The organism is Bradyrhizobium sp. UFLA03-84 (genome assembly GCF_002289535.1).
Taxonomy (GTDB): Bacteria; Pseudomonadota; Alphaproteobacteria; order Rhizobiales; family Xanthobacteraceae; genus Bradyrhizobium; species Bradyrhizobium viridifuturi.
The window spans coordinates 1111561-1131697 of sequence record NZ_NSJY01000013.1; the positions used below are offsets into that span (position 1 = coordinate 1111561).

The 20137-nt window shown below is 63.3% G+C and carries 24 protein-coding genes and 1 tRNA gene; 17 read left to right on the forward strand and 8 right to left on the reverse strand.

Annotated features, from left to right (window positions below; translation table 11 throughout):
• Positions 1-8: 8 nt before the first annotated feature.
• Positions 9-572 carry a DinB family protein gene (locus tag CK489_RS19370; RefSeq protein ID WP_050630926.1) on the reverse strand — a complete coding sequence of 188 codons (564 nt, stop codon included), beginning with the start codon at positions 570-572 and terminating at the stop codon, positions 9-11.
• 121 nt (positions 573-693) lie between these two features.
• Between CK489_RS19370 and CK489_RS19375 the strand changes: the two genes are divergently transcribed.
• Entirely contained in the window at positions 694-1377 is a 684-nt protein-coding gene (locus CK489_RS19375) for a VOC family protein (RefSeq protein WP_050630927.1), read from the forward strand.
• A gap of 35 nt (positions 1378-1412) precedes the next feature.
• On the opposite strand, the gene CK489_RS41415 is transcribed toward CK489_RS19375, so the two are convergent.
• Positions 1413-1682 (reverse strand): hypothetical protein, encoded by a 270-nt coding sequence (locus CK489_RS41415; RefSeq protein WP_158226473.1) that lies wholly within the window; start codon positions 1680-1682, stop codon positions 1413-1415.
• 90 nt (positions 1683-1772) lie between these two features.
• Between CK489_RS41415 and CK489_RS19380 the strand changes: the two genes are divergently transcribed.
• A complete protein-coding gene (locus tag CK489_RS19380) occupies positions 1773-2507 on the forward strand; it encodes a lytic transglycosylase domain-containing protein (protein WP_158226474.1) in 735 nt (244 codons plus the stop codon).
• Positions 2508-2551: 44 nt separating this feature from the next.
• Here the strand turns inward: CK489_RS19380 and CK489_RS19385 are convergent, their stop codons facing one another.
• A complete protein-coding gene (locus CK489_RS19385) occupies positions 2552-2956 on the reverse strand; it encodes a DUF1330 domain-containing protein (protein WP_245350427.1) in 405 nt (134 codons plus the stop codon).
• Between the two features lie 117 nt (positions 2957-3073).
• On the opposite strand from CK489_RS19385, the gene CK489_RS19390 reads away from it, so the two are divergent.
• The gene (locus CK489_RS19390) at positions 3074-4060 is read left to right on the forward strand and encodes a LysR family transcriptional regulator (RefSeq protein WP_245350428.1); all 987 of its coding nucleotides are present in this window, start codon (positions 3074-3076) and stop codon (positions 4058-4060) included.
• Positions 4061-4210: 150 nt separating this feature from the next.
• On the opposite strand, the gene CK489_RS19395 is transcribed toward CK489_RS19390, so the two are convergent.
• A complete protein-coding gene (locus CK489_RS19395; protein WP_095733334.1) occupies positions 4211-5989 on the reverse strand; it encodes an acyl-CoA dehydrogenase family protein in 1779 nt (592 codons plus the stop codon).
• A 220-nt stretch (positions 5990-6209) separates the two neighbouring features.
• Between CK489_RS19395 and CK489_RS19400 the strand changes: the two genes are divergently transcribed.
• Positions 6210-6284 (forward strand) — tRNA-Gln (locus CK489_RS19400).
• A 322-nt stretch (positions 6285-6606) separates the two neighbouring features.
• Here CK489_RS19400 and CK489_RS19405 read toward each other — a convergent pair.
• The 3 genes from CK489_RS19405 to CK489_RS19415 all read right to left on the reverse strand — a co-directional run bounded on the left by CK489_RS19405 (position 6607) and on the right by CK489_RS19415 (position 8516).
• On the reverse strand, positions 6607-7686 hold the full coding sequence (locus CK489_RS19405) for a YeeE/YedE family protein (RefSeq protein ID WP_095733335.1): 1080 nt from the start codon (positions 7684-7686) through the stop codon (positions 6607-6609).
• 70 nt (positions 7687-7756) lie between these two features.
• Positions 7757-8107, reverse strand: a complete 351-nt coding sequence (locus CK489_RS19410) for an ArsR/SmtB family transcription factor (protein ID WP_095733336.1) — start codon at positions 8105-8107, stop codon at positions 7757-7759.
• 37 nt (positions 8108-8144) lie between these two features.
• Positions 8145-8516, reverse strand: coding sequence for a thioredoxin domain-containing protein (locus CK489_RS19415; protein WP_095733337.1), 372 nt, complete (start codon positions 8514-8516; stop codon positions 8145-8147).
• Between the two features lie 74 nt (positions 8517-8590).
• On the opposite strand from CK489_RS19415, the gene CK489_RS19420 reads away from it, so the two are divergent.
• Positions 8591-9322: a cytochrome c biogenesis CcdA family protein gene (locus tag CK489_RS19420; protein WP_095733338.1), complete on the forward strand. Its 732-nt coding sequence runs from the start codon at positions 8591-8593 to the stop codon at positions 9320-9322.
• A 3-nt stretch (positions 9323-9325) separates the two neighbouring features.
• On the opposite strand, the gene CK489_RS19425 is transcribed toward CK489_RS19420, so the two are convergent.
• Positions 9326-10039 carry a hypothetical protein gene (locus tag CK489_RS19425; RefSeq protein ID WP_198960959.1) on the reverse strand — a complete coding sequence of 238 codons (714 nt, stop codon included), beginning with the start codon at positions 10037-10039 and terminating at the stop codon, positions 9326-9328.
• A gap of 47 nt (positions 10040-10086) precedes the next feature.
• Here CK489_RS19425 and CK489_RS19430 point away from each other — a divergent pair, with 47 nt between their 5' ends.
• From CK489_RS19430 to CK489_RS19485, 12 genes are all read left to right on the forward strand, one after another.
• On the forward strand, positions 10087-10707 hold the full coding sequence (locus CK489_RS19430; RefSeq protein ID WP_095733339.1) for a SoxW family protein: 621 nt from the start codon (positions 10087-10089) through the stop codon (positions 10705-10707).
• Between the two features lie 127 nt (positions 10708-10834).
• Complete coding sequence (gene soxX / locus CK489_RS19435) at positions 10835-11290, forward strand: sulfur oxidation c-type cytochrome SoxX (RefSeq protein WP_095733340.1); 456 nt, start codon at positions 10835-10837, stop codon at positions 11288-11290.
• An 18-nt stretch (positions 11291-11308) separates the two neighbouring features.
• Positions 11309-11761: a thiosulfate oxidation carrier protein SoxY gene (gene soxY / locus CK489_RS19440; protein WP_095733341.1), complete on the forward strand. Its 453-nt coding sequence runs from the start codon at positions 11309-11311 to the stop codon at positions 11759-11761.
• An 18-nt stretch (positions 11762-11779) separates the two neighbouring features.
• Entirely contained in the window at positions 11780-12106 is a 327-nt protein-coding gene (soxZ, locus tag CK489_RS19445; protein ID WP_050630935.1) for a thiosulfate oxidation carrier complex protein SoxZ, read from the forward strand.
• A 29-nt stretch (positions 12107-12135) separates the two neighbouring features.
• Positions 12136-12957 carry a sulfur oxidation c-type cytochrome SoxA gene (gene soxA / locus CK489_RS19450; RefSeq protein WP_095733342.1) on the forward strand — a complete coding sequence of 274 codons (822 nt, stop codon included), beginning with the start codon at positions 12136-12138 and terminating at the stop codon, positions 12955-12957.
• Positions 12958-12984: 27 nt separating this feature from the next.
• A complete protein-coding gene (gene soxB / locus CK489_RS19455) occupies positions 12985-14676 on the forward strand; it encodes a thiosulfohydrolase SoxB (protein ID WP_095733343.1) in 1692 nt (563 codons plus the stop codon).
• A 6-nt stretch (positions 14677-14682) separates the two neighbouring features.
• Entirely contained in the window at positions 14683-15954 is a 1272-nt protein-coding gene (gene soxC, locus CK489_RS19460) for a sulfite dehydrogenase (RefSeq protein ID WP_095733344.1), read from the forward strand.
• Entirely contained in the window at positions 15938-16630 is a 693-nt protein-coding gene (locus CK489_RS19465) for a c-type cytochrome (RefSeq protein WP_245350429.1), read from the forward strand. Before soxC ends, CK489_RS19465 begins: the two co-directional genes overlap by 17 nt.
• Entirely contained in the window at positions 16627-17091 is a 465-nt protein-coding gene (locus CK489_RS19470; RefSeq protein ID WP_095733345.1) for a DsrE family protein, read from the forward strand. Before CK489_RS19465 ends, CK489_RS19470 begins: the two co-directional genes overlap by 4 nt.
• Positions 17092-17105: 14 nt before the next feature.
• On the forward strand, positions 17106-18011 hold the full coding sequence (locus tag CK489_RS19475; RefSeq protein ID WP_095733346.1) for an alpha/beta hydrolase: 906 nt from the start codon (positions 17106-17108) through the stop codon (positions 18009-18011).
• 8 nt (positions 18012-18019) lie between these two features.
• Positions 18020-18463 (forward strand): DsrE family protein, encoded by a 444-nt coding sequence (locus CK489_RS19480; RefSeq protein WP_095733347.1) that lies wholly within the window; start codon positions 18020-18022, stop codon positions 18461-18463.
• A gap of 414 nt (positions 18464-18877) precedes the next feature.
• Positions 18878-20131, forward strand: coding sequence for an aromatic ring-hydroxylating oxygenase subunit alpha (locus CK489_RS19485; protein WP_095733348.1), 1254 nt, complete (start codon positions 18878-18880; stop codon positions 20129-20131).
• Positions 20132-20137: the final 6 nt, after the last annotated feature.

Consider the following 20137-nt stretch of genomic DNA (forward strand, 5'->3'; position numbering starts at 1 on the left):
CAGAGCTCTCAGCCGCCCCACACGGTGGCCTCGCTCCAGCCGAGCTCCCTGAACTCGGCTTCCCGGAGCGGGGCTTCGCCGGCGGCGAAGAATTCGTCGAGCTGCGGCGGCTTGACCGTGGTTTCGGACAGCATCGCGTGGGCCTGGCCGCGATGATGGATCTGGTGCTGGAACAGATGCATCAGCAGGCGGTCACGCCGCTCGGTCTGTACCGATGTGTCGCGATTGACCTTCACCACTTCATCGAGCCGGCCGGGCGTCAGCGCATCGCAGTGCACGATCAGCCGCTGGTCGATTGCGCGCTGCGCGCCTTGCAATGCCGCGACCGACGGGTAGGGAACTTCATTGGCCCACGCCCTCGGCCCGAGCCAGCCGCCTTCGAGCGCGTCGACATAGAAGAGATCGATGACATGGATATGGTTCAGCGTCGCCTGCAGGCTCGGGAAGAAGCCGGTCCGGGCCGCCGCGAACTCCGCCTGGTTGAGGCTGGCGCATGCCGTGAGCAGGCGATGATTGGCCCAGGCATTGTTGTACGCAAAAGCTCGAAAGGTCTGAACGAGGCTCGCAGGCATTTCGGTCCTCACTGGAGTGACTGCTTCAGGATCGGGGATGTCTTGGTGCTTGCGCGAAGGCCCTGATCCTCGCATAGCTGGTCCGGTCCGTCGCGGAACTATGTGTGAGGGCTGCAGGCAAATGCAACTGGCAAAGAATGTCATCGACGTCGGCCTCTCGACCAACAATCTCGAGCCGATGCTGCGGTTCTGGCAGCAGGATGCCGGGCTGCGCTTCGATCATGTGCTGCCGATCCGGCGCGGGCAGAAGCAGTACCGGCACGACGCGCACGGTTCGGTCATCAAGCTCAACCATCATGTCGAGCCGCTGCCCGATGCGGCACCGAGCGGCTATCGCGAGCTGATCGTCGCGCGTGAGGGAATTGCGGCGCCGCGGCGCATGGCCGACCCCGACGGCAACAGCGTTTGTCTCGTCGCGCCCGGACACGACGGCATCACCGGGATCGCGGTCGCGATGGCAGTGCGCGACCTCGCCGCGCACCGCAGGTTCTACGGCGACATCCTCGGCTTCGCTGAGCAATCCTGGTCGGGCGGCCCGGCCTTTCGCCTCGGCGACAGTCTGATCCTGCTCAGGGAAGATCGCGCCGCGAGTGTCGATCAAACCCGGCAGGCGCGCGGCTGGCGGTACATCACGTTGCAGGTTGCCGACATCGACACCGTGCATGACGAGCTGCGCGCCAAGGGCGTGCGCGAGGGCCTCGCGCCGGTAACGCTTGGCGAGGTCGCGCGGATCTCCATGATCCTCGATCCCGACGGCAACTGGATCGAGCTGTCCCGCCGCGCATCGATCGTCGGCAGCTTGTAAGCGGCAGATTTTCCGCCCGCCAGGCGGCACCGATGCTATGATCGCGCGGACACATACTCCGTTTTGATGATCGCTTCATGCAGTCGCTTTTCAGGCCGCGGCGGTTTCATCGATTTCGACGAGCGGCCATCGGCTCGGCTTGCCTGCTGCTGTGCGTCCGCGTGGCCGGCGCAGAACCGATCGGCAATCCGGCGCTGACGCCGACCGGGCAACACGCCGAGCCAGTGCAAACTGAAACGGCTCGTCCGAATCCGACTGTCGGAGAGAACAGCGGCGAGGCCGATCGGCCGGCGCAGGACCGGCAATCCTCATCCGCTCCGTCTTCGGCGCCAGCACCAGCGGGTCCGAAGCTTGATGGGCCGCAGCAATATTGCAAGGCGTTGGAGGAAGCCGCATTGGAGAACGGCCTGCCGCCGGATTTCTTGGTCCGGCTGATCTGGCAGGAAAGCAATTTCGATCCGAATTCGGTCAGCCGGGCCGGTGCTCAGGGGATCGCCCAGTTCATGCCCGGCACCGCGCGTTGGCGCGGCTTGGCTGATCCGTTCGAGCCTTTGCCTGCGTTGCAGGAGTCGGCACGCTGGCTCCGCGAGCTGCGCGCGCAGTTCGGCAATCTCGGCCTCGCGGCGGCTGCCTATAATGGCGGCCCGCGGCGCGTTCAGGATTGGCTGGCGGGGCGCGGCAACCTGCCGGGCGAAACCCGCGCCTATGTCATGATCATCACCGGCAAGTCAGCCGAGGAATGGGCGCAGAATTCGGTGGAGGATCGGGTCCACACCGACGCTGCGCTGGTCTGCGGTGACATCGTGCGCGGCATGCTGATCAGGGCGCTACCTGCGGCTCCAAAGCAATCCGTGACACTCGCGGAGCAAGCCGCGTGGGGACCTTGGGGCCTTCAATTGGCCGGCGGCCCGTCGCAATCCAGGGTTCTCGCCGACTACCAGCAACTTCAGAAACGATTTGCGCCCGTGCTCGGCGATCGCGCGCCGCTTGTTCTGAGATCGCATATGGCCGGGCCGGGCTCGGCCACCTGGTATCTGCTCCGGGTCGCCGAGACGACCCGTGAGCGCGCCAATCAGCTGTGCGCACGACTGGAGGCGATCGGTGGCCGCTGCCTGGTGTTTCGAAACTAGCTGGCGCGCGTTGCCGGTCGCCGCGATCGACGGCGCGATCAGAGTTAATTCGGGACAGAACCCTCGACCGCAAATGTGCGGTACCTGGCATATTTCTCGCCGACGGCTCGAACCTGCACATAGGCTGGATCGTTTCGCCAGGCCCAAAGCGCCTCCATGCTCGGATACATATAGATGACGACGCGCTTCGGCGGATCGCCGTCAACGGCAACGACTTGCGAACCGGTTGCCGCCGCGCCCGCGGCCGCAACCAGCTTCCCGCCATGTGCCTTGATGATCTCCCTCGCCTTGGGGAGATACTCCTTCGCGTAACCATCGGGATCGGTCACGTCGATCTGGCCGATCAGATAGGCGGGCTGTCTTGCTTCGCCGTGGAGCGCTTCGTTGCCGAGCGCGCCGAAGGCTGTGCACGTCAACATGACCAGACCGATCTTGCATCGCGAATTCATGCGGTCCTCCTGATGCCAGTGCCGCAAGCCGTAGCCTGAGAGGACTCTCCACAGCGCACTCTGTATGTCCAATGCATATATTCTCTCAAATCCTATGCCCGAATGATATAAAGGGGTATGAACCTTCGACAGGCCCTCACGTTCGTGACCGTGGCCGAACTCGGCACGGTCTCAAAGGCAGCGGTGCGGTTGCGCGTCGCCCAGCCCGCTTCGTCCAGGCAGATCATCGCTCTCGAGCAGGAACTCGGCCTGCGGCTGTTCGATCGCGTCGGGCGCCGGCTGCTGTTGACCGGTGAAGGCGAGCAGTTGATTGCGGGCTGCCGGCTGCTGCTCAGCAGCGTCAGTTCGCTGAAAGAGCAGGCTCAGCTGCTCCGCCAAGGCGACACCGGGGTTCTCAGGATCGGCGCGTCGCCGCAGCACATCGAGAGCGTGTTGTCGCCATTTCTCCACCGATACGCGGAGCGATATCCCAAGGTCGAGATCAGGATCAGGGAGGGCACCGGCAGCGAAATATTGACGATGCTCGAACGCGGAGAAATCCATCTCGGCCAGAACCTGCTGCACGCGGTCAGGCTGGACGACCAGCACTTCGGCAGCCTTCCACTTGGACCTGTGCAGTTGCTGGCGGCCTGCCATCCCGCGATGCCACTTGGTCCGCGTCGTAGCATCGAGATCGCCGACCTCGCCGGGCTTCCGTTGCTGCTGCTGGACAGCGGGTTCGGATTTCGCCGTGCCTTCGATGCAGCAAGCCGCATGTCCGGACTGAAGCCGACGATCATGTTCGAAAGCCGCAGCCCGCACACCTTGCTGGCGCTCGCCGAGGCAGGGCACGGCATAGCAATCGTTCCTTCCCAACTTCAGTGCTGGCGCTACGACGTAAGAATTGTCGGTCTCATGCATCGGCGCCGCGTGCTGCAAGAGCCGCTGACCATTTCTTGGGACAAGCGGCGTCCCTTGCCCCGTTTCGCAACTGATTATTGTGCAATGCTGGCCGCGCACATGCGCAAGACGTTTCCGATCACGCGTCCGACCGAGCCGGCTCCACCAAAAGAGCGGCGGTCGGCTCCACGCAAGCAGCGCCCCGCCCGTCAAGCCGGGCGATGACACCGAACGAGCTATTTGACAGGTTGAATCGAGCACGATCCCATCGTCGTCCCTGCTTTTGCAGGGACGACCGCAGTGTATGAAGCGCAACGTGTTCGTGAAAACGCCTGTGCTACGAACACAGCAATGACAGCGAAGAGATCTGTTGTCTTATCCCGCCAGCACCGCGTCCGCGCCGGTCACCGCCTCGGCGCTTTCGGTCACGGTCTTCTCCAGCGACGGCGCCTGCACGGAGATGTTCTCGGCGAAGAAGCGTGCCAATGCGACGTAGCGCTGCGGCTCGGCTTCGCCGCTTGCCTTGGCAGCGAGCGCCTCGCCGGCGAGCATGCAGCCGCCGAGCGTAGCGCCGAACAGTCGCAGATAGGGCGTCGCGCCGGCCAGCGCATCGTTCGGCGCGGAGGCGAGCCGCTCGAGCAGCCATTTGCTGCTGCGCTCGAGCGCGGCATGGGCATCGCGCAGCTTGGCGCCTGTGGTGCCGAACGCCGGATCGTTGGAGGTCTCGACTTGCTTGATGGTCGCATCGAGCTCGTCGAGCAGCGCCCACACCGAGGCGCCGCCGTTGGCGCCGAGCTTGCGGGTGACGAGGTCGATCGACTGGATGCCGTTGGTGCCTTCATAGATCGAGGTGATGCGGGCATCGCGGTAATGCTGCGCGGCGCCGGTCTCCTCGATGAAGCCCATGCCGCCATGGATCTGCACACCGAGATAGGCGACCTCGTTGCCGATGTCGGTGGAGAACGCCTTCGCGATCGGAGTCAGCAGCGCGCCGCGTGCAGCGGCGTCGGAACGGACCTTGGCGTCCTTGGCGCGCACCGAGACGTCGAGCGCGACCGCGGTGGCGTAGCAGATGGTGCGCGCCGCCGCCGTCAGGCCGCGCATCTGCATCAGCATGCGCTTGACGTCGGGATGCACGATGATCGGATCCATCCCGTCGCCCTTGTGGCCGACTGCCTTGCCCTGGCGGCGCTCCTGCGCATAGGCCAGCGCCTGCTGATAGGCACGATCGGCAATGCCGACGCCCTCGAGGCCGACGCCGAGCCGGGCCTGGTTCATCATCGTGAACATGCAGCGCATGCCGGCGTTTTCCTCGCCGATCAAAAAGCCGATCGCGCCGCCCTTGTCGCCCATCGTCATGGTGCAGGTCGGCGAGGCGTGCATGCCGAGCTTGTGCTCGACGCCGCTTGCATGGATGTCGTTGCGCGCGCCGAGCGAGCCATCGGCATTGACCAGGAACTTGGGGACAAGAAACAGGGAAATCCCCTTGGTGCCGGCGGGCGCATCGGGCAATCGCGCGAGCACGAAATGCACGATGTTGTCGGTCATGTCGTGTTCGCCGTAGGTGATGAAGATCTTGGTGCCCTTGATGCGGTAGGTTCCGTCACCAGCGCGTTCGGCGCGGGTGCGCAGCGCGCCGACGTCGGAGCCGGCATTGGGCTCGGTTAGTTGCATCGTGCCGGTCCATTCGCCGGTGACGAGCTTCTCGAGATAGATCTTCTTCAGCTCGGCGCTGCCATGGGCATCGAGCGCTTCGATCGCGGACAGCGTCAGCAGCGGGCAGAGGCCGAAGGCGACATTCGATGCGCTCCAGATCTCGGTGCAGGCGGCGTTGATCGCGAGCGGCAGGCCCTGGCCGCCGAACGCTTCCGGCCCGGACACCGCGTTCCACCCCGCGGCGGTCCAGCGCTGGTAAGCGTCGGGCCAGCCGGGAGCAGTGGTCACCTTGCCGTTGTCGAGCTTGATGCCGTGCTCGTCGCCGACCTTGTTCAGCGGCGCCAGCACATCGGAGGCGAACTTGCCGGCTTCTTCCAATACCGCAGCGGTGATGTCGCCATCGAAATCGCCGTAGTGGCCGGCCTCAACGGCGGCCGCAAGCCCCGCACCGTGATTGAGGGACAAGAGGATATCGTTGATCGGCGCACGGTAGGTCATGGCGTTACTCCCGACGAGGCGTTTGCGAATTGTCATCCCATGAAACCGGCAGGCTCTCAACTGTCCGAACGGACATCGCGCGGTCAGTTTCGGCCCCCGCAGCGGCGCTCATCAATAAGAGCAGCTTCATCATCCCACCGGTTTCGTGCGTTTTCGCCCTCCGCCCTGTTGAAATGGCGGGACTCACCCTATAGACCGGCGTTGCCTTCAATCGGCGCGTTGGGGCGTAGCCAAGCGGTAAGGCAGCGGATTTTGATTCCGCCATTCGGAGGTTCGATCCCTCCCGCCCCAGCCAATTTAACGCATTGATATTTCATGAGATTTTTGTTTCTTTCGATCCGCCGCTCTGAATGGCGGTAGCGGCCACATTCCGAACGTCCGTTGCCGCTTGGTTCGCAAGCATGGGGGTTTCACTTCCTCTGAGTACCCACCACTCTCATGATTGGATCTCAGGGGTGCTGCCCCTCGCGCGCGCCAGGGTAAAGCGCCGGCTGGCGCCGGCGCCACCCCGAGCGGTCTCCCCGGTTTTGCGCGCTTATTTCAACCTGCCGTCGTCGGGCTCATGACACATGCTTGACCCGCTCTTCGACCGGCCCTCGCGGGCGCGAGAGGGCCCGTTAGGTCGAGACGCCGAACAGCTTGCGCACTGCCGGCAACCACTCGCCAGTCATCGTGAACTCAAGTCCCAGTCGTGCTCCGTAGGCGATCGCCAGCATCGTTACCGGCGCCGAAACCGCAAGGGTCGAGAACGCGGTCAGACCCTGACCGATGGTGCACCCCATCGACATGATCCCACCGATGCCCATCAGAAGCGCGCCGGTCATATGACGCTTCAATTCGCGAGCATCGTCGCACGCCTCCCATCGGAAGCCGTGCGCCAGCAGCGCCGCGGCGAAAGAGCCCGCGACCACGCCTGCAGTGGAGCCGATGCCGAAATTCAGGCGCGCGCCAGAGAAAGTGGCGATGTAGAGGATGGTGTCGCCAAGAGGGGCGACAAAAGTGAGCGAGGAGACGCGGGCGGGGTCGAACTCGTCGTCCGCGAGCCATCCCGTCGCAAACCAGCCGAACGCGATCGCGCCACCGACTGCAAGCCCGGACATCAATAGCCGTGGCGATCGGATAAGCTTGCCATCTGCCAGTGACCAGAAGGCGAGAGCGCCTGCAATGGACACGACGAGGATTGCACGCATCGTGCTCCCGGCGCCCAAAAGCGATGTCAGCGTCTGGTCACTGCCCTCGGAGAGGCGCAGCGACAACGGCTCGATCAGCCTCACGCGCAGCATGCCGGTGATGCCCCGCATGGTTGCAAGCGCCGACAGGCCGAGCACGAGAAAGACCACGATAGCTCGCAGGTCGCCGCCGCCGACGCGCACCAGTGTGCCGAAGCCACAGGTGCCGACCAGAGCCATGCCGACGCCGAACATCAGTCCGCCGATGATCGCTCCGCCAAGTCCGATCGATGTCGTGAGATAGATCGACCGCGACAGGTCGACGACACCGAATGCTGCGAGCGCCTGCGTTGCCAGCAGCGCCACGGCTGCGGCGAGTGCAAAGGATTTCAGGCGGCGATGGTCCGATCCGAAGAACGCATCCTCGAGCATCGCGAGCGTGCAGAAACGGCCTGCTCGGCCGGCAACACCGAGGACGGCGCCGGCGGCAAGCCCGCATGCGAATGCTATGGTCGACGGATTGAGCATTCCTCCTGACGATGTGGTTCTGCGTTACGACAGTCTGCGCCGGCGAGTTACCAAAATCCAGCGCGGAAAACTACCGGCGCCGTCGGCGGACCGGCTCACAGAACACGTCGTAGATGGTCGTCAGAATCTTGCGGACGTCCTCGTTGGCGAGACTGTAGTAAATCGCTTTGCCGTCGCGGCGGGTCGTCACCAGCCGGTCGAGTCTCAGCCGCGCAAGTTGCTGCGAGACGGTCGACTGCCGCTCGCCCAGGAACTGTTCGAGCTCGGTCACGGATTTCTCACCCTCGGCGAGGATGCAGAGCAGCAGCAATCGCGACTCGTGCGACAGCGCCTTGAGCATGTCGCTGGCCTCGCGCGCCTTTTCGATCATCTGCTCGAGCTCGGCGGAGCCCTCGATCTCCTTCAGCTTCGGCAATGTCATCGCGTCAAATTCCCCTGAGCAAAGTCTTCGAGAGCGGTTACGTTCTTCCTGGCTTCGATCCTGTGTCGGACAAGATCCGGTCCAACAGGCCGAAGAAGAAGGTATCCCCCGGATAGCCGCGAATACGTCCTATCTCGCGGCCTTCCTTTACCACGACGAAGGTCGGCGTGAAAACGCCGGGATCGATTCCGGCGAGGTCGGCGGGCAGGGGGCTGTTCAGGTCGACCCGGCGCAGCGGTGCGGCCTGGCTTTCCTCCGTCCTGGCATAGATCGGTGCGATTTCGGCATCGAAGCGCGCGCACCACACGCAGCCGGGCCGCTCGAACATGATGAGCTCGGCCGCGCGCGATTCCGTCGCGGGCAGCACGAGCCCGACAGTGACTGCGAGCTGTGCGAGGATTCGTTTCATTGAAGTGACGGGTCTCTGGACTTCCTGAACGCTTTATATCATTAAATTCGTATGTGTGCTATGGATGAGGCCAAATGACCTTGGACGTCACGCTTGGCGCGGCCTTTATCGCAGGTCTGCTGTCGTTTCTGTCGCCCTGCATCCTGCCCCTGGTGCCGCCCTTCCTTTGCTACATGGCCGGCGTTTCGGTCACGGATCTGTCCGAAGACAGGCTTGATCTGCGGCCGCGCGTCCTGATCTCGGCACTGGCGTTCGTCGCGGGTTTTTCGCTGGTCTTCGTCGCGCTCGGCTCGACCGCGTCGCTCGCGGGGCGGTTCATTTCGGCGCATCTGTCGACGCTCGGCATCGTCGCCGGGGGGCTGATCATCGTGATGGGCCTGCATTTCCTGGGTGTGCTCAGGATTCCGTTGCTCTATCGCAGCGCGACGGTGCAGGTCGGCAACCGGCCGGCCGGCGTGGCGGGAGCATTCGTCATGGGTCTCGCGTTCGCGTTCGGCTGGACACCCTGCGCAGGTCCCATTCTCGCCGCGGTCCTGCTGATGGCGGGTTCGGAGGACACGACGGGACGAGGGGCGCTGCTGCTGTTGGCCTATTCGGTCGGCACCGGCATCCCGTTCCTGATCGCGGCCGCCTTCACCGGTCGTTTCATCACGCTGCTCGGGCGCGCGCGCCGGCATCTCGGCCTGGTCGAGAAGACGATGGGCATCTTCCTGGTCATGACCGGCCTGATGTTCCTGAGCGGCCTGATGCCGGCGGTGTCGGAATGGTTGCTAGAGCGATTCCCCGGCCTCACCAGCATCGGCTGACATTCAGCCGAAGCGAAAATCGAGCAATTGGGCGTAAGACTGCAACTCGATCACGTAACGATGCACGAGCGGCCCGTCGCCAGCCATTGCCGCATGCGCGATCTCGCCGCTGCTCGCGATCGCGCCGTCAATCAGGCGGCGGAACTCGCTCTTCTCGGCGATCTCGGGACTTGCCCATTCGTTGCAGCGCTGCAAACGATCGCGGAATGCGCTCGCCGCGGCGACGATGTCCTCGGCGTTCGCAGCCGCCGGATGCTCGCCATACCGCGTGGCTGCAGCACGCAGCTTTTCCATCGCCGGCGCAATCTCGAAAACGCAGTCGCCGAGATCGTAGAGGCCCGAGCGACGCCTGAACTCATGAAAGGACTGGCGAAGCGCAAGCAGCTCCCGGCCCGCGCCGACTGTGTCTCCGCTGTCCAGCGCACGGGTGACGGCCGTGAGCCGCTCGTGCCCTCGGCTGAGAAAGTCCGACACTTCGGCCGGCGCGTAGGCAGCCGGGGCACCGGCTGGTCCAACCCGCTTCCACGCGGCCATCGCCTCGTCGGCCTCGATCTGCGCAAGTGCAACGTTTCCGGTACGCGCATAGCTCGCCGCGGTTCGCAGATTCGCCGTGATCGTCCCCATTGCGGATGCGAAATCGGGCGGCTTGCCGGCCTCCGCGCCGAGAACGAGCGCGGTCGAAGCCAGCCATGTCAGCAGGGCGATGATGCAGCGCAAGATCGAAATCCGTTGTCATATTCTTGTATTTGAATATCATAATAAAAATGACCGATACGCAAGATCTTCCTGAGCGCAGAACCCCGGTGACCTCTAGCGCGCCCACAAGGCGCAGCTTTCTCGTTTTGACATCGGGCGCTGCCATTGCTGCAGGCTGCGGTCCGGCCGTGGCAGAGCCTGCGCTCGGAGAAGACGGGCTCTACCACGAGCCGTGGTTTCTTCAGAGCTTCCTCGATCTGCGTGAGGACCTCGACAGTGCTGCAGCAAACGGCAAGCGCCTCGCCGTCATGTGGGAGTTGCGCGGCTGCCCCTACTGCCGCGAGACCCACTTGACGAATTTCGCCGATGCCGGGATCTCGCAATATATCCGCGACAATTTCGAAGTGCTGCAGCTCAATCTGGTCGGCTCCCGCAAGGTCACGGATTTCGACCGCGAGGAACTGTCTGAGAAGGACCTCGCGCAGAAATACGGGATCAGATTCACCCCGACGTTCCAGTTCTTCCCGCCGTCGTCCGATGGAATCGAAGCGAAGGAAGCGGCGGCACGCGAAGTTGCGCGGGCACCGGGTTATCTCAAGCCGCCGCATTTCCTGGCGATGTTTCGCTTCGTGCGGGAACGGGCTTATGAGCGTGGCTCGTTCCGGGATTTCCTCGCCGCAAATGGATAGCGAAGAGCATCTTGCGAATTTCGCTTGACGCATTCGATTGCATCAACATATCGTAATAGATGAATTTGATGGATTGTTAGTCCATCGTCATCAAAGGCGGGCGTAACCCGTCATGAGGGTAGGAAACATGCGGCGCTCGCTTGTGGCTGCGTTTGCACTGTGTCTGTCGGCAGGCGGCGCGCTTGCCCAGCAATCGGCTGTGGAGCCGATCAAGCTCGATGTCGTCAACGACTCGCTTCCGAAGTCATTGACTGGCACGCCCGGTAATGCCGAGGCCGGCAAGAAGGTGTTTCTGACGCGCACGCTCGGCAACTGCCTGGCTTGCCATCAGGTCACCAGCCTGAAATCCGAGGAATTCCACGGCGAGTTCGGTCCGTCGCTCGACGGCGTGGCCGGCCGCTACAACGAGGCGCAGTTGCGCCTCATCGTTGCCGATCCGAAGCGCATCTTCACCAACACGGTCATGCCGGCGTTCTTCAAGAACGACGGCCTGAGCCGGGTGCGCCCGGAATTCGTCGGCAAATCCATCCTGACGGCCGCGCAGGTCGAGGACGTCATCGCATTTCTCAAGACGCTGAACTGACGGCGAGAAGGAGCAGGAATGAAAGCCATCAATCGACGGCAGGCTTTTGCGCTCGGAGGCGGCTTTGTCGTGCTGACCTTGATGCCCATGGCAGCCGACGCGGAGGTGACGAACGACGCGGCGAAGTGGATCGAGAAATTCACCGGCGGCAAGCAACCTGCCAAAGGCAAGATCTCGCTCGACCTGCCTGAGATCGCGGAGAACGGCAATACCGTGCCGCTCTCGATCAACATCGAAAGTTCGATGACAGCCGACTCCTACGTCAAGGAAGTCATGATTATCGCGGACGGCAACCCGAATGCCGGCGTCGCAACCCTGTCCTTCACGCCACTGTCGGGCAAGGCGGAAGCATCGATCCGGATCCGGCTCGCGACCACCCAGAACGTGGTTGCGATCGCGAAGATGAGCGACGGGTCGATGTTCGCGGAGCAGAAGATCGTGAAGGTCACAATCGGCGGCTGCGGCGGCTAAGGGTGCAGGAGAGGAAAGATGGCAGATAAACCGCGCATCAAGCTTCCGAAGGAAGCGGCCAAGGGCGAGGTCGTCCAGATCAAGACCCTGGTTTCGCATATCATGGAGTCGGGCCAGCGCAAGGATGCGCAGGGCAAGACCATTCCACGCAAGATCATCAACAAGTTCGCCTGCGAGTTCAACGGCAAGCCGGTGTTCTCCTGCGCGCTGGAGCCGGCGATCTCCGCCAACCCCTACATCCAGTTCGACGCCAGAATCGACGAGGCCGGAACGTTCAAGTTCTCCTGGACCGACGACGACGGCACGGTGATCACGGCTGAAGAGAAGATCGCGCTCAAGGCGTGATGCGCATCGCGCATTGAGGGAGGGCTCGAATGGCGCCGCGACATGTTGGGATAACTGCTGCGATCGTGGCCGTCGCATCAATTGCGACGGTCGCGCTCGCGCAGGACGCCGAGCGCAAGGGCATCCCGGCGCCGCCCGGCCACGTCTTCAAGACCATCATCTCCGGCTACGAGTTCCGCAGCAAGGAGACCCGTGCGCTGCAGGACGACGATCTTGAAAATCCGGGCTTTCTCGCCGTGGAGCGGGCGGCGGACGTCTGGAAGAAGGTCGAGGGCAGCGAAGGCAAATCCTGCATGAGCTGCCATGGCGAAGCCGAGACCAGCATGAAGGGCGTCGGCGCCACCATGCCGAAATGGGACGACAAGCTGAAGAAGCCGGTCAATCTCGAGCAGCGCATCAACATCTGCCGCACCGAGCACATGAAGGCGGAGCCCTGGAAGTTCAAATCCCAGGAACTGACCGACATGACCACCTTCGTACGATACCAGTCGCACGGCATGCCGGTGACGGTGAAGACCGATGGCCCGATGTCGCCGTGGTTCGAGCGCGGCAAGCAGATCTATTACACGCGCTATGGCCAGCTCGATCTCGCCTGCGAATCCTGCCACGAGCGCAACAACGGCAAGTTCATGCGCGCCGACTTCCTGAGCCAGGGCCAAACCAACGGTTTCCCGACCTATCGGTTGCGCGACCAGCGCCTGGTGCCGCTGCATGAACGCTTCGAAGGCTGCATGTTCGACGTGCGCGCCGAGCCGTTCAAGCCGCTGTCGGACGAATTCCTTGCGCTCGAACTCTACGTCGCCTGGCGCGGAATCGGGTTACCGGTCGAGACGCCGTCGGTGCGCAACTGACACGTTGAGCACGCAGGAGCATTGCGCATGATCTCTCGCCGCGAATTCATTCAGGTGGCTGCGGCAACGGCGGCACTCTCGAGCGGTGTGGGATCGGGCCTCGGCCGAGCGGTTGCCCAACAACTCCTGACCGAGAAGGAATTGCTGGCCTTCGAGCCGCTCGGCAACGTCACGCTGGTGCATGTGACCGACATTCACGGCCAGCTGATGCCGCTCTATTTCCGCGAGCCCTCGACCAACCTCGGGGTCGGCGAGGCGAAGGGGCTGCCGCCGCACATCACCGGCAAGGAGTTTCTTGCCCGCTTCGGCATAGCGCCGGGCTCGTCGGCGGCCTACGCCTTGACGTCCGAGGATTTCGAGGCGCTGGCCAGGAGCTACGGCAGGATCGGCGGCCTCGATCGGGCCGCGACCGTGATCAAGGCGATCCGTGCCGAGCGCGGCGAGAAGGTCGTGCTGCTCGATGGTGGCGACACCTGGCAGGGATCGTGGTCGTCGCTGAAGACGCGCGGCCAGGACATGATCGACTGCATGGCGCTGCTCAAGCCCGACGCCATGACCGGGCATTGGGAATTCACCTACGGCACCGAGCGCGTCAAACAGGCCATCGAGGGGCTCGGATTCCCATTCCTCGGCCTCAACATCCGCGACACCGAATGGAACGAAGCCGCTTTCGACGCTTCGACCATGATCGAGCGCGGCGGCGTCAAGATCGCGGTCCTCGGCCAGGCCTTCCCTTATACGCCGGTCGCCAATCCGCGCTGGATGATTCCGAACTGGTCATTTGGCGTGCGTGAGGAGGATGTCCAGGCGCAGGTCGACAAAGTCCGGAAGGGTGGTGCCCAACTCGTCGTTCTGCTTTCCCACAATGGCTTTGACGTCGATCGCAAACTCGCAAGTCGCGTCAAGGGCATCGACGTCATCCTGACCGGGCACACGCATGATGCGCTGCCCGAGGCCGTGAAGGTGGGCAAGACTCTTCTGATTGCATCGGGCTCGTCCGGAAAGTTCGTGTCACGGCTCGATCTCGACGTCCGCGACGGCGAGGTCAAGGGGTTCCGTTACAAGCTCATTCCGTTGTTCTCGGACGTGATCACGGCGGACGCCGAGATGGCCGCAAAGATCGCCGAGGTGCGCAAGCCGTTCGCGTCAGACCTCGCCAAGGTGCTCGGCAGGACGGATTCGCTGCTCTACCGGCGCGGTAATTTCAACGGCACATTCGACGATCTGATCTGCCAGGCGCTGCTGCAGGAGCGCGATGCGGAGATCGCGCTGTCGCCCGGTTTTCGCTGGGGCACCAGCGTGCTGCCCGGACAGGACATCACTTTCGAGGACGTCACCAATGCGACGGCGATCACCTATCCGGCGGTGTACCGCATGGGCATGACGGGCGCACGGCTGAAGGAGATCATCGAGGACGTCGCCGACAATCTGTTCAACGTCGATCCCTACTATCAGCAGGGCGGCGACATGGTGCGGATCGGCGGGCTGTCTTACGCGATCGATGTCGCCAGGCCGCAGGGCAGCCGCATCTCGGACATGCGGATGGTCAAGACCGGTGCGCCGATCGATCCAGGCCGGGAATATCAGGTCGCCGGCTGGGCCAGCGTCAACGAAGGAACCGAAGGACCGCCGATCTGGGAGGTCGTCGGCAACTACCTGACCCGACAGAAGACGGTTCGCCTCGAACCCAATAGAGCCGTCAAAGTCACCGGAGCGTAAGAAGCGATGTCGAAGATGGACAATCCCCGGCAATCCCGACGCAGTTTCCTGGCAGCTGGCGCCGGCGTTGCGGCGTCGGTGCTCGCGAAGCCCGCCCTGGCCGGCGGCGGGAATCCGGCGAACCAGCCGCCCAACGTCCCCGAGTGGACGAAGTCGCTCGGCGAAGGCGTCGCCGTGCGCCCCTATGGCAAACCGTCGAAGTTCGAGAAAGATGTCATCCGGCGCGACGTCGAATGGCTGACCGCCTCGCGCGAGTCCTCGGTGAGCTTCACCCCGCTGCATGAGCTCGAGGGCATCATTACGCCCAACGGGCTCTGCTTCGAGCGGCATCACGGCGGCATCGCCGAGATCGATCCGGCCGATCATCGCCTGATCATCCACGGGCTGGTGGAGCGTCCGCTGATCCTCACGTTGGAGGAGCTCAGGCGCTACCCGCGCGTCAATCGCATCCACTTCATGGAATGCGCGGCGAACTCGGGCATGGAGTGGCGCGGCGCGCAACTTAACGGCTGTCAGTTCACCCACGGCATGATCCACTGTGTGCAGTACACCGGCGTGTCGCTGCGCACGCTGCTGGAGGAAGCCGGCCTCAAGGCCAACGGCAAGTGGCTCCTGGTCGAAGGCGCCGACGCCGCTGCGATGGATCGCAGCCTGCCAATCGAGAAGGCGCTCGACGACTGCATCATCGCCTACAAGATGAATGGTGAGGCGCTCTATCCCGAGCAGGGTTATCCGATGCGGCTCGTGGTGCCGGGCTGGCAGGGCAATCTCTGGGTCAAGTGGCTGCGCCGCATCAAGGTAGGCGATCAGCCCTGGCACACGCGCGAGGAGACGTCGAAGTACACGGACCTCTTGCCGAACGGCAAGGCGCGGCGATTCACCTGGTCGATGGACGCCAAGTCGGTCATCACGAGCCCGAGTCCACAGGCGCCGATCAAGCACGGCAAGGGTTTCACGATCGTCTCGGGACTCGCCTGGAGTGGCAACGGCAAGGTCAAGCGCGTAGACGTGTCGCTCGACGGCGGCCGCAATTGGTGGCCGGCGCGTCTCGACGGCCCCGTGCTCGACAAGGCGCTGACGCGCTTCTACTACGAGTTCGACTGGAACGGCGAGCCGCTGCTGCTGCAATCGCGCGTGCAGGACGAGACCGGCTATGTGCAGCCGAGCAAGGCCGAGCTGCGCAAGATCCGTGGCGTCAACTCCATCTATCACAACAATGGCATCCAGACCTGGCATGTGCAGGCCAATGGTGAGGTCGAGAATGTCGAAGTCGCCTAAGTTCATCGCAGCCGCGTTGCTCGCTTGCGTGCTGACCGCACCCGCATCCGCGCAACAGTTCGCGGACGCCAAAGGCGGACCGCGCTATCACATCGGCCGCGCGCCGACCGCGGACGAGATCCGCGGCTGGGATATCGACGTGCGGCCCGACGGCCAGGGCCTGCCGGAGGGCAAGGGCACGGTTGCGCAGGGCGAGAAGCTGTTCATGGACAATTGCTCGACCTGCCATGGCGAATTCGGCGAAGGCAACGGGCGCTGGCCGGTGCTCGCCGGCGGCAAGGAGTCGCTGACTAGCGACAACCCGGTCAAGACCGTGGGCTCGTACTGGCCTTACGCCTCGACCGTGTTCGACTATATCCGTCATGCGATGCCTTACGGCAACGCCGAGTCGCTTTCGGTCAACGAATACTACGCGCTGGTCGCCTACGTCCTGTACCTGAATGACGTTGTCACTGATCAGAATTTCGAACTGACCAATAAGAACCTCGCGACGATCAAGATGCCGAACGAGCAGGGCTTTGTAATGGACGATCGCGCGACGAGCGAGAAATCCTTCTGGCAGAAGGATCCCTGCATGAAGGATTGCATCGCGCCAGTGAAGATCACCGCGCGCGCCGCGGTCATCGATGTGACGCCTGAGGACGGCAAGGACAGAAAGTCGCGGGGCGTGGAGTGAACTGCAGCCTGGCGAGCCGCCGTGGATTGGTTGGCGGCCTGTTCGCTGCGGCTTTCATCGCAACCGGTTTCGTCGTGCCATCCCTGGCCGCGGAGCCGCACAGGCTCGCATTGCAGATCAGCGACGACGATCCGGTCAAGATGCGCGCTGTCCTCGACGTTGCGGCCAACGTCTCGCGGCATTATTCGGGGCAGGGCGAGGATGTCGAGATTGTGGTGGTTGCCTTCAATGGCGGCCTTGACATGCTGCTCGATGACCGCTCGCCGGTGAAGGAGCGCCTGGTGAACTTCCTGAAATCGATGCCCAATGTGAGCTTCATCGCCTGTGGCAATACGCTGGAGACGCTGGCGGCGAAGGAAGGCCGGCGTCCGCCGTTGATCGACGGTATCAGCGTCACCCAGGTCGGGGTTGCCATGCTGTTGGATCTTGCGGAAAAGAACTGGACGATTGTCCGGCCGTAAGGAGAGAAGCGCCGATGCGATGGTTGGTGGTAGCGGCTGTCTTGCTCCTTCTCGCGCGGCCTGCCGGCGCGTCCGAGCAGGAGCTCGAACTATCGGTTAACGGCCGCACGACCTTGGCAACGCTGCGCACGCCAGCCTCGATGGGGCCGGACACGCCACTCGTCGTGATGACCCACGGCACGCTCGCGCATAAGGATATGGAGATTATTCAGGGCGTTTCGAAAGCGCTCGAGCAGCGCGGCATCGCTTCGCTTGCCCATACGCTTTCGCTCGGGGTCGATCATCGCAGGAGCATGTATGACTGCGCCGTGCGGCATGACTATGTCACTGCTGATGCGGTGACCGAGATCGCTGCGTGGGTCGCGAAATCCAGGAGCATGGCCCGGTTTGTGTTCACCTTCGGCCACTCGCGCGGTGGCAACCAGGTCGCTCGCTACCTTGCGGCCAGCGAAGCTCCTCCAGTGACTGGTGCGGTGCTGCTGGCGCCGGCAACCGCAAGGGCCGAGGCCGATCTGCGCGCCTCCTATGGCCGGACCTATGGCAAGCCGCTCGAGCCGTTCCTGGAGCAGGCGACGAAGGCCGTCACCTCCGGCCGCGGGGGAGAGTGGATGGACGTGCCCGGCTTCATCTATTGCCGCAACGCCGTGGTGACGGCGCGCGCGTTCGCGTCTTTCTATGGCGCTGATGTCGGTCAGGACACCGCGGCGCTCGTAGCGCGGACGAAGGTTCCCGTCCTCGTAATCGCCGCAACCAGGGATGCGGTAGTGCCCGATGTAACTGCTTCCTTCGCGCCGCTTGCTGATTCGAGCGGTGGCAGGGTGCAGCTCGATAGGATCGAGGACGCCGATCATTTCTTCCGCGACCTGTTCTCGGAAGATGTCGCCGATCGGATCGCCGAATTCATCAAGCAGACACGATAGGAGGGACCATGCAGCGTCGATCCATACTTCGCGCGAGCCTTGCTGGACTATTTGGTGCGTTCGCTGTGCGCGAGGCGGCTGCCGCAACCGAAATGCCGGTGCGACAGCGCGTGGTCTATCACCTCGCCGATGCCGAGCGTGTCGTTTTCGTGCTGGGTAACCTCCAGAACCACGTCGATGGCGTCGGCGGACCCGGCAAGGCCGACATCAGGCTGGTCGTGCATGGGCCGGCGCTGCGCGCCTTCCACGCGCTCGCCGCCGAGGACCACACCGTTGCGATGATGAACAAGCTCGTCGATGCCGGCGTCGGCTTCGACGCCTGCGCCAACACCATGAAGGCGCAGGGCGTCAAGCTTGACGACCTCACGCCCGGCTTCGTGGTGGCCGAGAAGGGCGGCGTGGTGCGGCTCGCCGAGTTGCAGCAGCAGGGATACGCCTATCTACGCCCGTAAGCCTGCAGCTCCAGTCCGGTGTCCTGCGACGTTGGAGCTTTGATCTGGCTCATAGGGCGCGGCTGCGCGCCGCAGCCATTGAATTCTCGCGTAGCGAAGGGGGCTCTTGCCCTGCGGTCTGGCTCCTGACCTCGGCGTGCTGCATCTCGACGATCTTGCGTTGACGATTGGGATCGCGCTGCTGATCCTTGTTGCGCTGGAATTGCTGAAGCGCTCGCATGTGTCCCGCACGAAGTGTCACCTGAGCCGCTCACGACTCCTGCGCCAAACTGATTTCCTGGGATTTCGTACATCTGCCAGTGGCCCTCCTGCAGAATCCTGTCAGCCGATCCGTGGTTTGGAATTTTATGGCTTGACGTCGGAAGCCTATTGGCTATTTATAGTCCGAACGATCGGACTAAATAAGTGAAGGCCATGCCACCTGCTTCAAGCTGCGATACTCGAGCCCTGATTGAGCCGACACGGGTTCACAGCCGTCTCTACTACGATCAGACCATTTTCGAGCAGGAGCTCGAGCGCATCTGGTATCGGAGCTGGGTCTATGTCGGACATATCAGCGAGGTGCCGAACCGGAACGACTATGTCACCAAGTCGATCGGGCCGATGCCGGTGCTTCTGATCCATGATCGAACCGGGCAGATCACGCTGCTGCGGAACAAGTGTCCGCATCGCGGCAATCAGCTCTGTGCCTACCGCGAAGGCAATCGCAGCACCTTCACCTGTCCGTATCACGCCTGGACCTTCAGCAACACCGGCGAATTGGCTGGATTCGCCTATGCGGACGGCTACGAGGGCGTCGACAAAAGCGAGTTTTCGCTTGGCAGGGTCCCGCGGGTCGGCATCTATCGCGGCTTCGTGTTCGGCTCGCTCGCAACCGACGGACCGTCGGTGGACGAGTATCTGGGCGGTGCCAAGGCTTCAATTGATCAGCTTCTCGATAACTCTCCCGAAGGTGAACTGGAGCTGACGGCCGGTTTTCTGCAGCATCGCACCCAGGCGAATTGGAAATTCATGCTGGAAAATGAGACCGATGGGTATCATCCCGGTTTCGTTCACAGCTCCGTCTTCCAGGTCACCGACAGCGGCATCGGCAAGCTCTATGGACCGCAATCGACCGCGTTGACGCGCGATTTCGGCAACGGCCACACCGAGTTCGATCTCAGGCCCGAATGGCGTCGCCTCGGCGAACCGCTTGCCTGGTTCGGCGCGACGGAAGATCGCTTGCCCGGTTATGTGAAAGCGATGGAGACAAGCTACGGCGCCGAGCGCGCCCGGCAGATCATGATCGATGGTTCGCCGCATATCATGATTTTCCCGAACCTGTTCATTGCCGAGATCCAGATGTTCGTGCTGCAGCCGCTTGCAGTCAACGAAACGATCCAGCATGTCACCGCCCTGCAGTTCAAGGGCGCGCCGGACTTCAACCGCCGCCTGCGGCAGCAGACGATGGGCTCGGTCGGGCCGGCCGGCTTCCTGCTCGCCGATGACACCGAGATGTACGAGCGCAACCATCGTGGCGCGCTGATCAGCGATCCGGAGTGGCTCACCCTCAGCCGCGGCCTGCATCGCGAGCGCCATGATGAGAACGGATACCTCATCGGTCATTCGACCGACGAGGTGCCGCAGCGAGGCATCTGGCGGCACTACGCCAGGCTGATGACGGCGTGAGGCTCT

Coding starts and splice junctions, on each gene's coding strand:
- CK489_RS19370 (WP_050630926.1), bottom strand. CDS start 572: ATGCCTGCGAGCCTCGTTCAGACCTTTCGAGCTTTTGCGTACAACAAT.
- CK489_RS19375 (WP_050630927.1), top strand. CDS start 694: ATGCAACTGGCAAAGAATGTCATCGACGTCGGCCTCTCGACCAACAAT.
- CK489_RS19385 (WP_245350427.1), bottom strand. CDS start 2,956: ATGAATTCGCGATGCAAGATCGGTCTGGTCATGTTGACGTGCACAGCC.
- CK489_RS19390 (WP_245350428.1), top strand. CDS start 3,074: ATGAACCTTCGACAGGCCCTCACGTTCGTGACCGTGGCCGAACTCGGC.
- CK489_RS19395 (WP_095733334.1), bottom strand. CDS start 5,989: ATGACCTACCGTGCGCCGATCAACGATATCCTCTTGTCCCTCAATCAC.
- CK489_RS19405 (WP_095733335.1), bottom strand. CDS start 7,686: ATGCTCAATCCGTCGACCATAGCATTCGCATGCGGGCTTGCCGCCGGC.
- CK489_RS19410 (WP_095733336.1), bottom strand. CDS start 8,107: ATGACATTGCCGAAGCTGAAGGAGATCGAGGGCTCCGCCGAGCTCGAG.
- CK489_RS19415 (WP_095733337.1), bottom strand. CDS start 8,516: ATGAAACGAATCCTCGCACAGCTCGCAGTCACTGTCGGGCTCGTGCTG.
- CK489_RS19420 (WP_095733338.1), top strand. CDS start 8,591: ATGACCTTGGACGTCACGCTTGGCGCGGCCTTTATCGCAGGTCTGCTG.
- CK489_RS19430 (WP_095733339.1), top strand. CDS start 10,087: ATGACCGATACGCAAGATCTTCCTGAGCGCAGAACCCCGGTGACCTCT.
- soxX (WP_095733340.1), top strand. CDS start 10,835: ATGCGGCGCTCGCTTGTGGCTGCGTTTGCACTGTGTCTGTCGGCAGGC.
- soxY (WP_095733341.1), top strand. CDS start 11,309: ATGAAAGCCATCAATCGACGGCAGGCTTTTGCGCTCGGAGGCGGCTTT.
- soxZ (WP_050630935.1), top strand. CDS start 11,780: ATGGCAGATAAACCGCGCATCAAGCTTCCGAAGGAAGCGGCCAAGGGC.
- soxA (WP_095733342.1), top strand. CDS start 12,136: ATGGCGCCGCGACATGTTGGGATAACTGCTGCGATCGTGGCCGTCGCA.
- soxB (WP_095733343.1), top strand. CDS start 12,985: ATGATCTCTCGCCGCGAATTCATTCAGGTGGCTGCGGCAACGGCGGCA.
- soxC (WP_095733344.1), top strand. CDS start 14,683: ATGTCGAAGATGGACAATCCCCGGCAATCCCGACGCAGTTTCCTGGCA.
- CK489_RS19465 (WP_245350429.1), top strand. CDS start 15,938: ATGTCGAAGTCGCCTAAGTTCATCGCAGCCGCGTTGCTCGCTTGCGTG.
- CK489_RS19475 (WP_095733346.1), top strand. CDS start 17,106: ATGCGATGGTTGGTGGTAGCGGCTGTCTTGCTCCTTCTCGCGCGGCCT.
- CK489_RS19480 (WP_095733347.1), top strand. CDS start 18,020: ATGCAGCGTCGATCCATACTTCGCGCGAGCCTTGCTGGACTATTTGGT.
- CK489_RS19485 (WP_095733348.1), top strand. CDS start 18,878: ATGCCACCTGCTTCAAGCTGCGATACTCGAGCCCTGATTGAGCCGACA.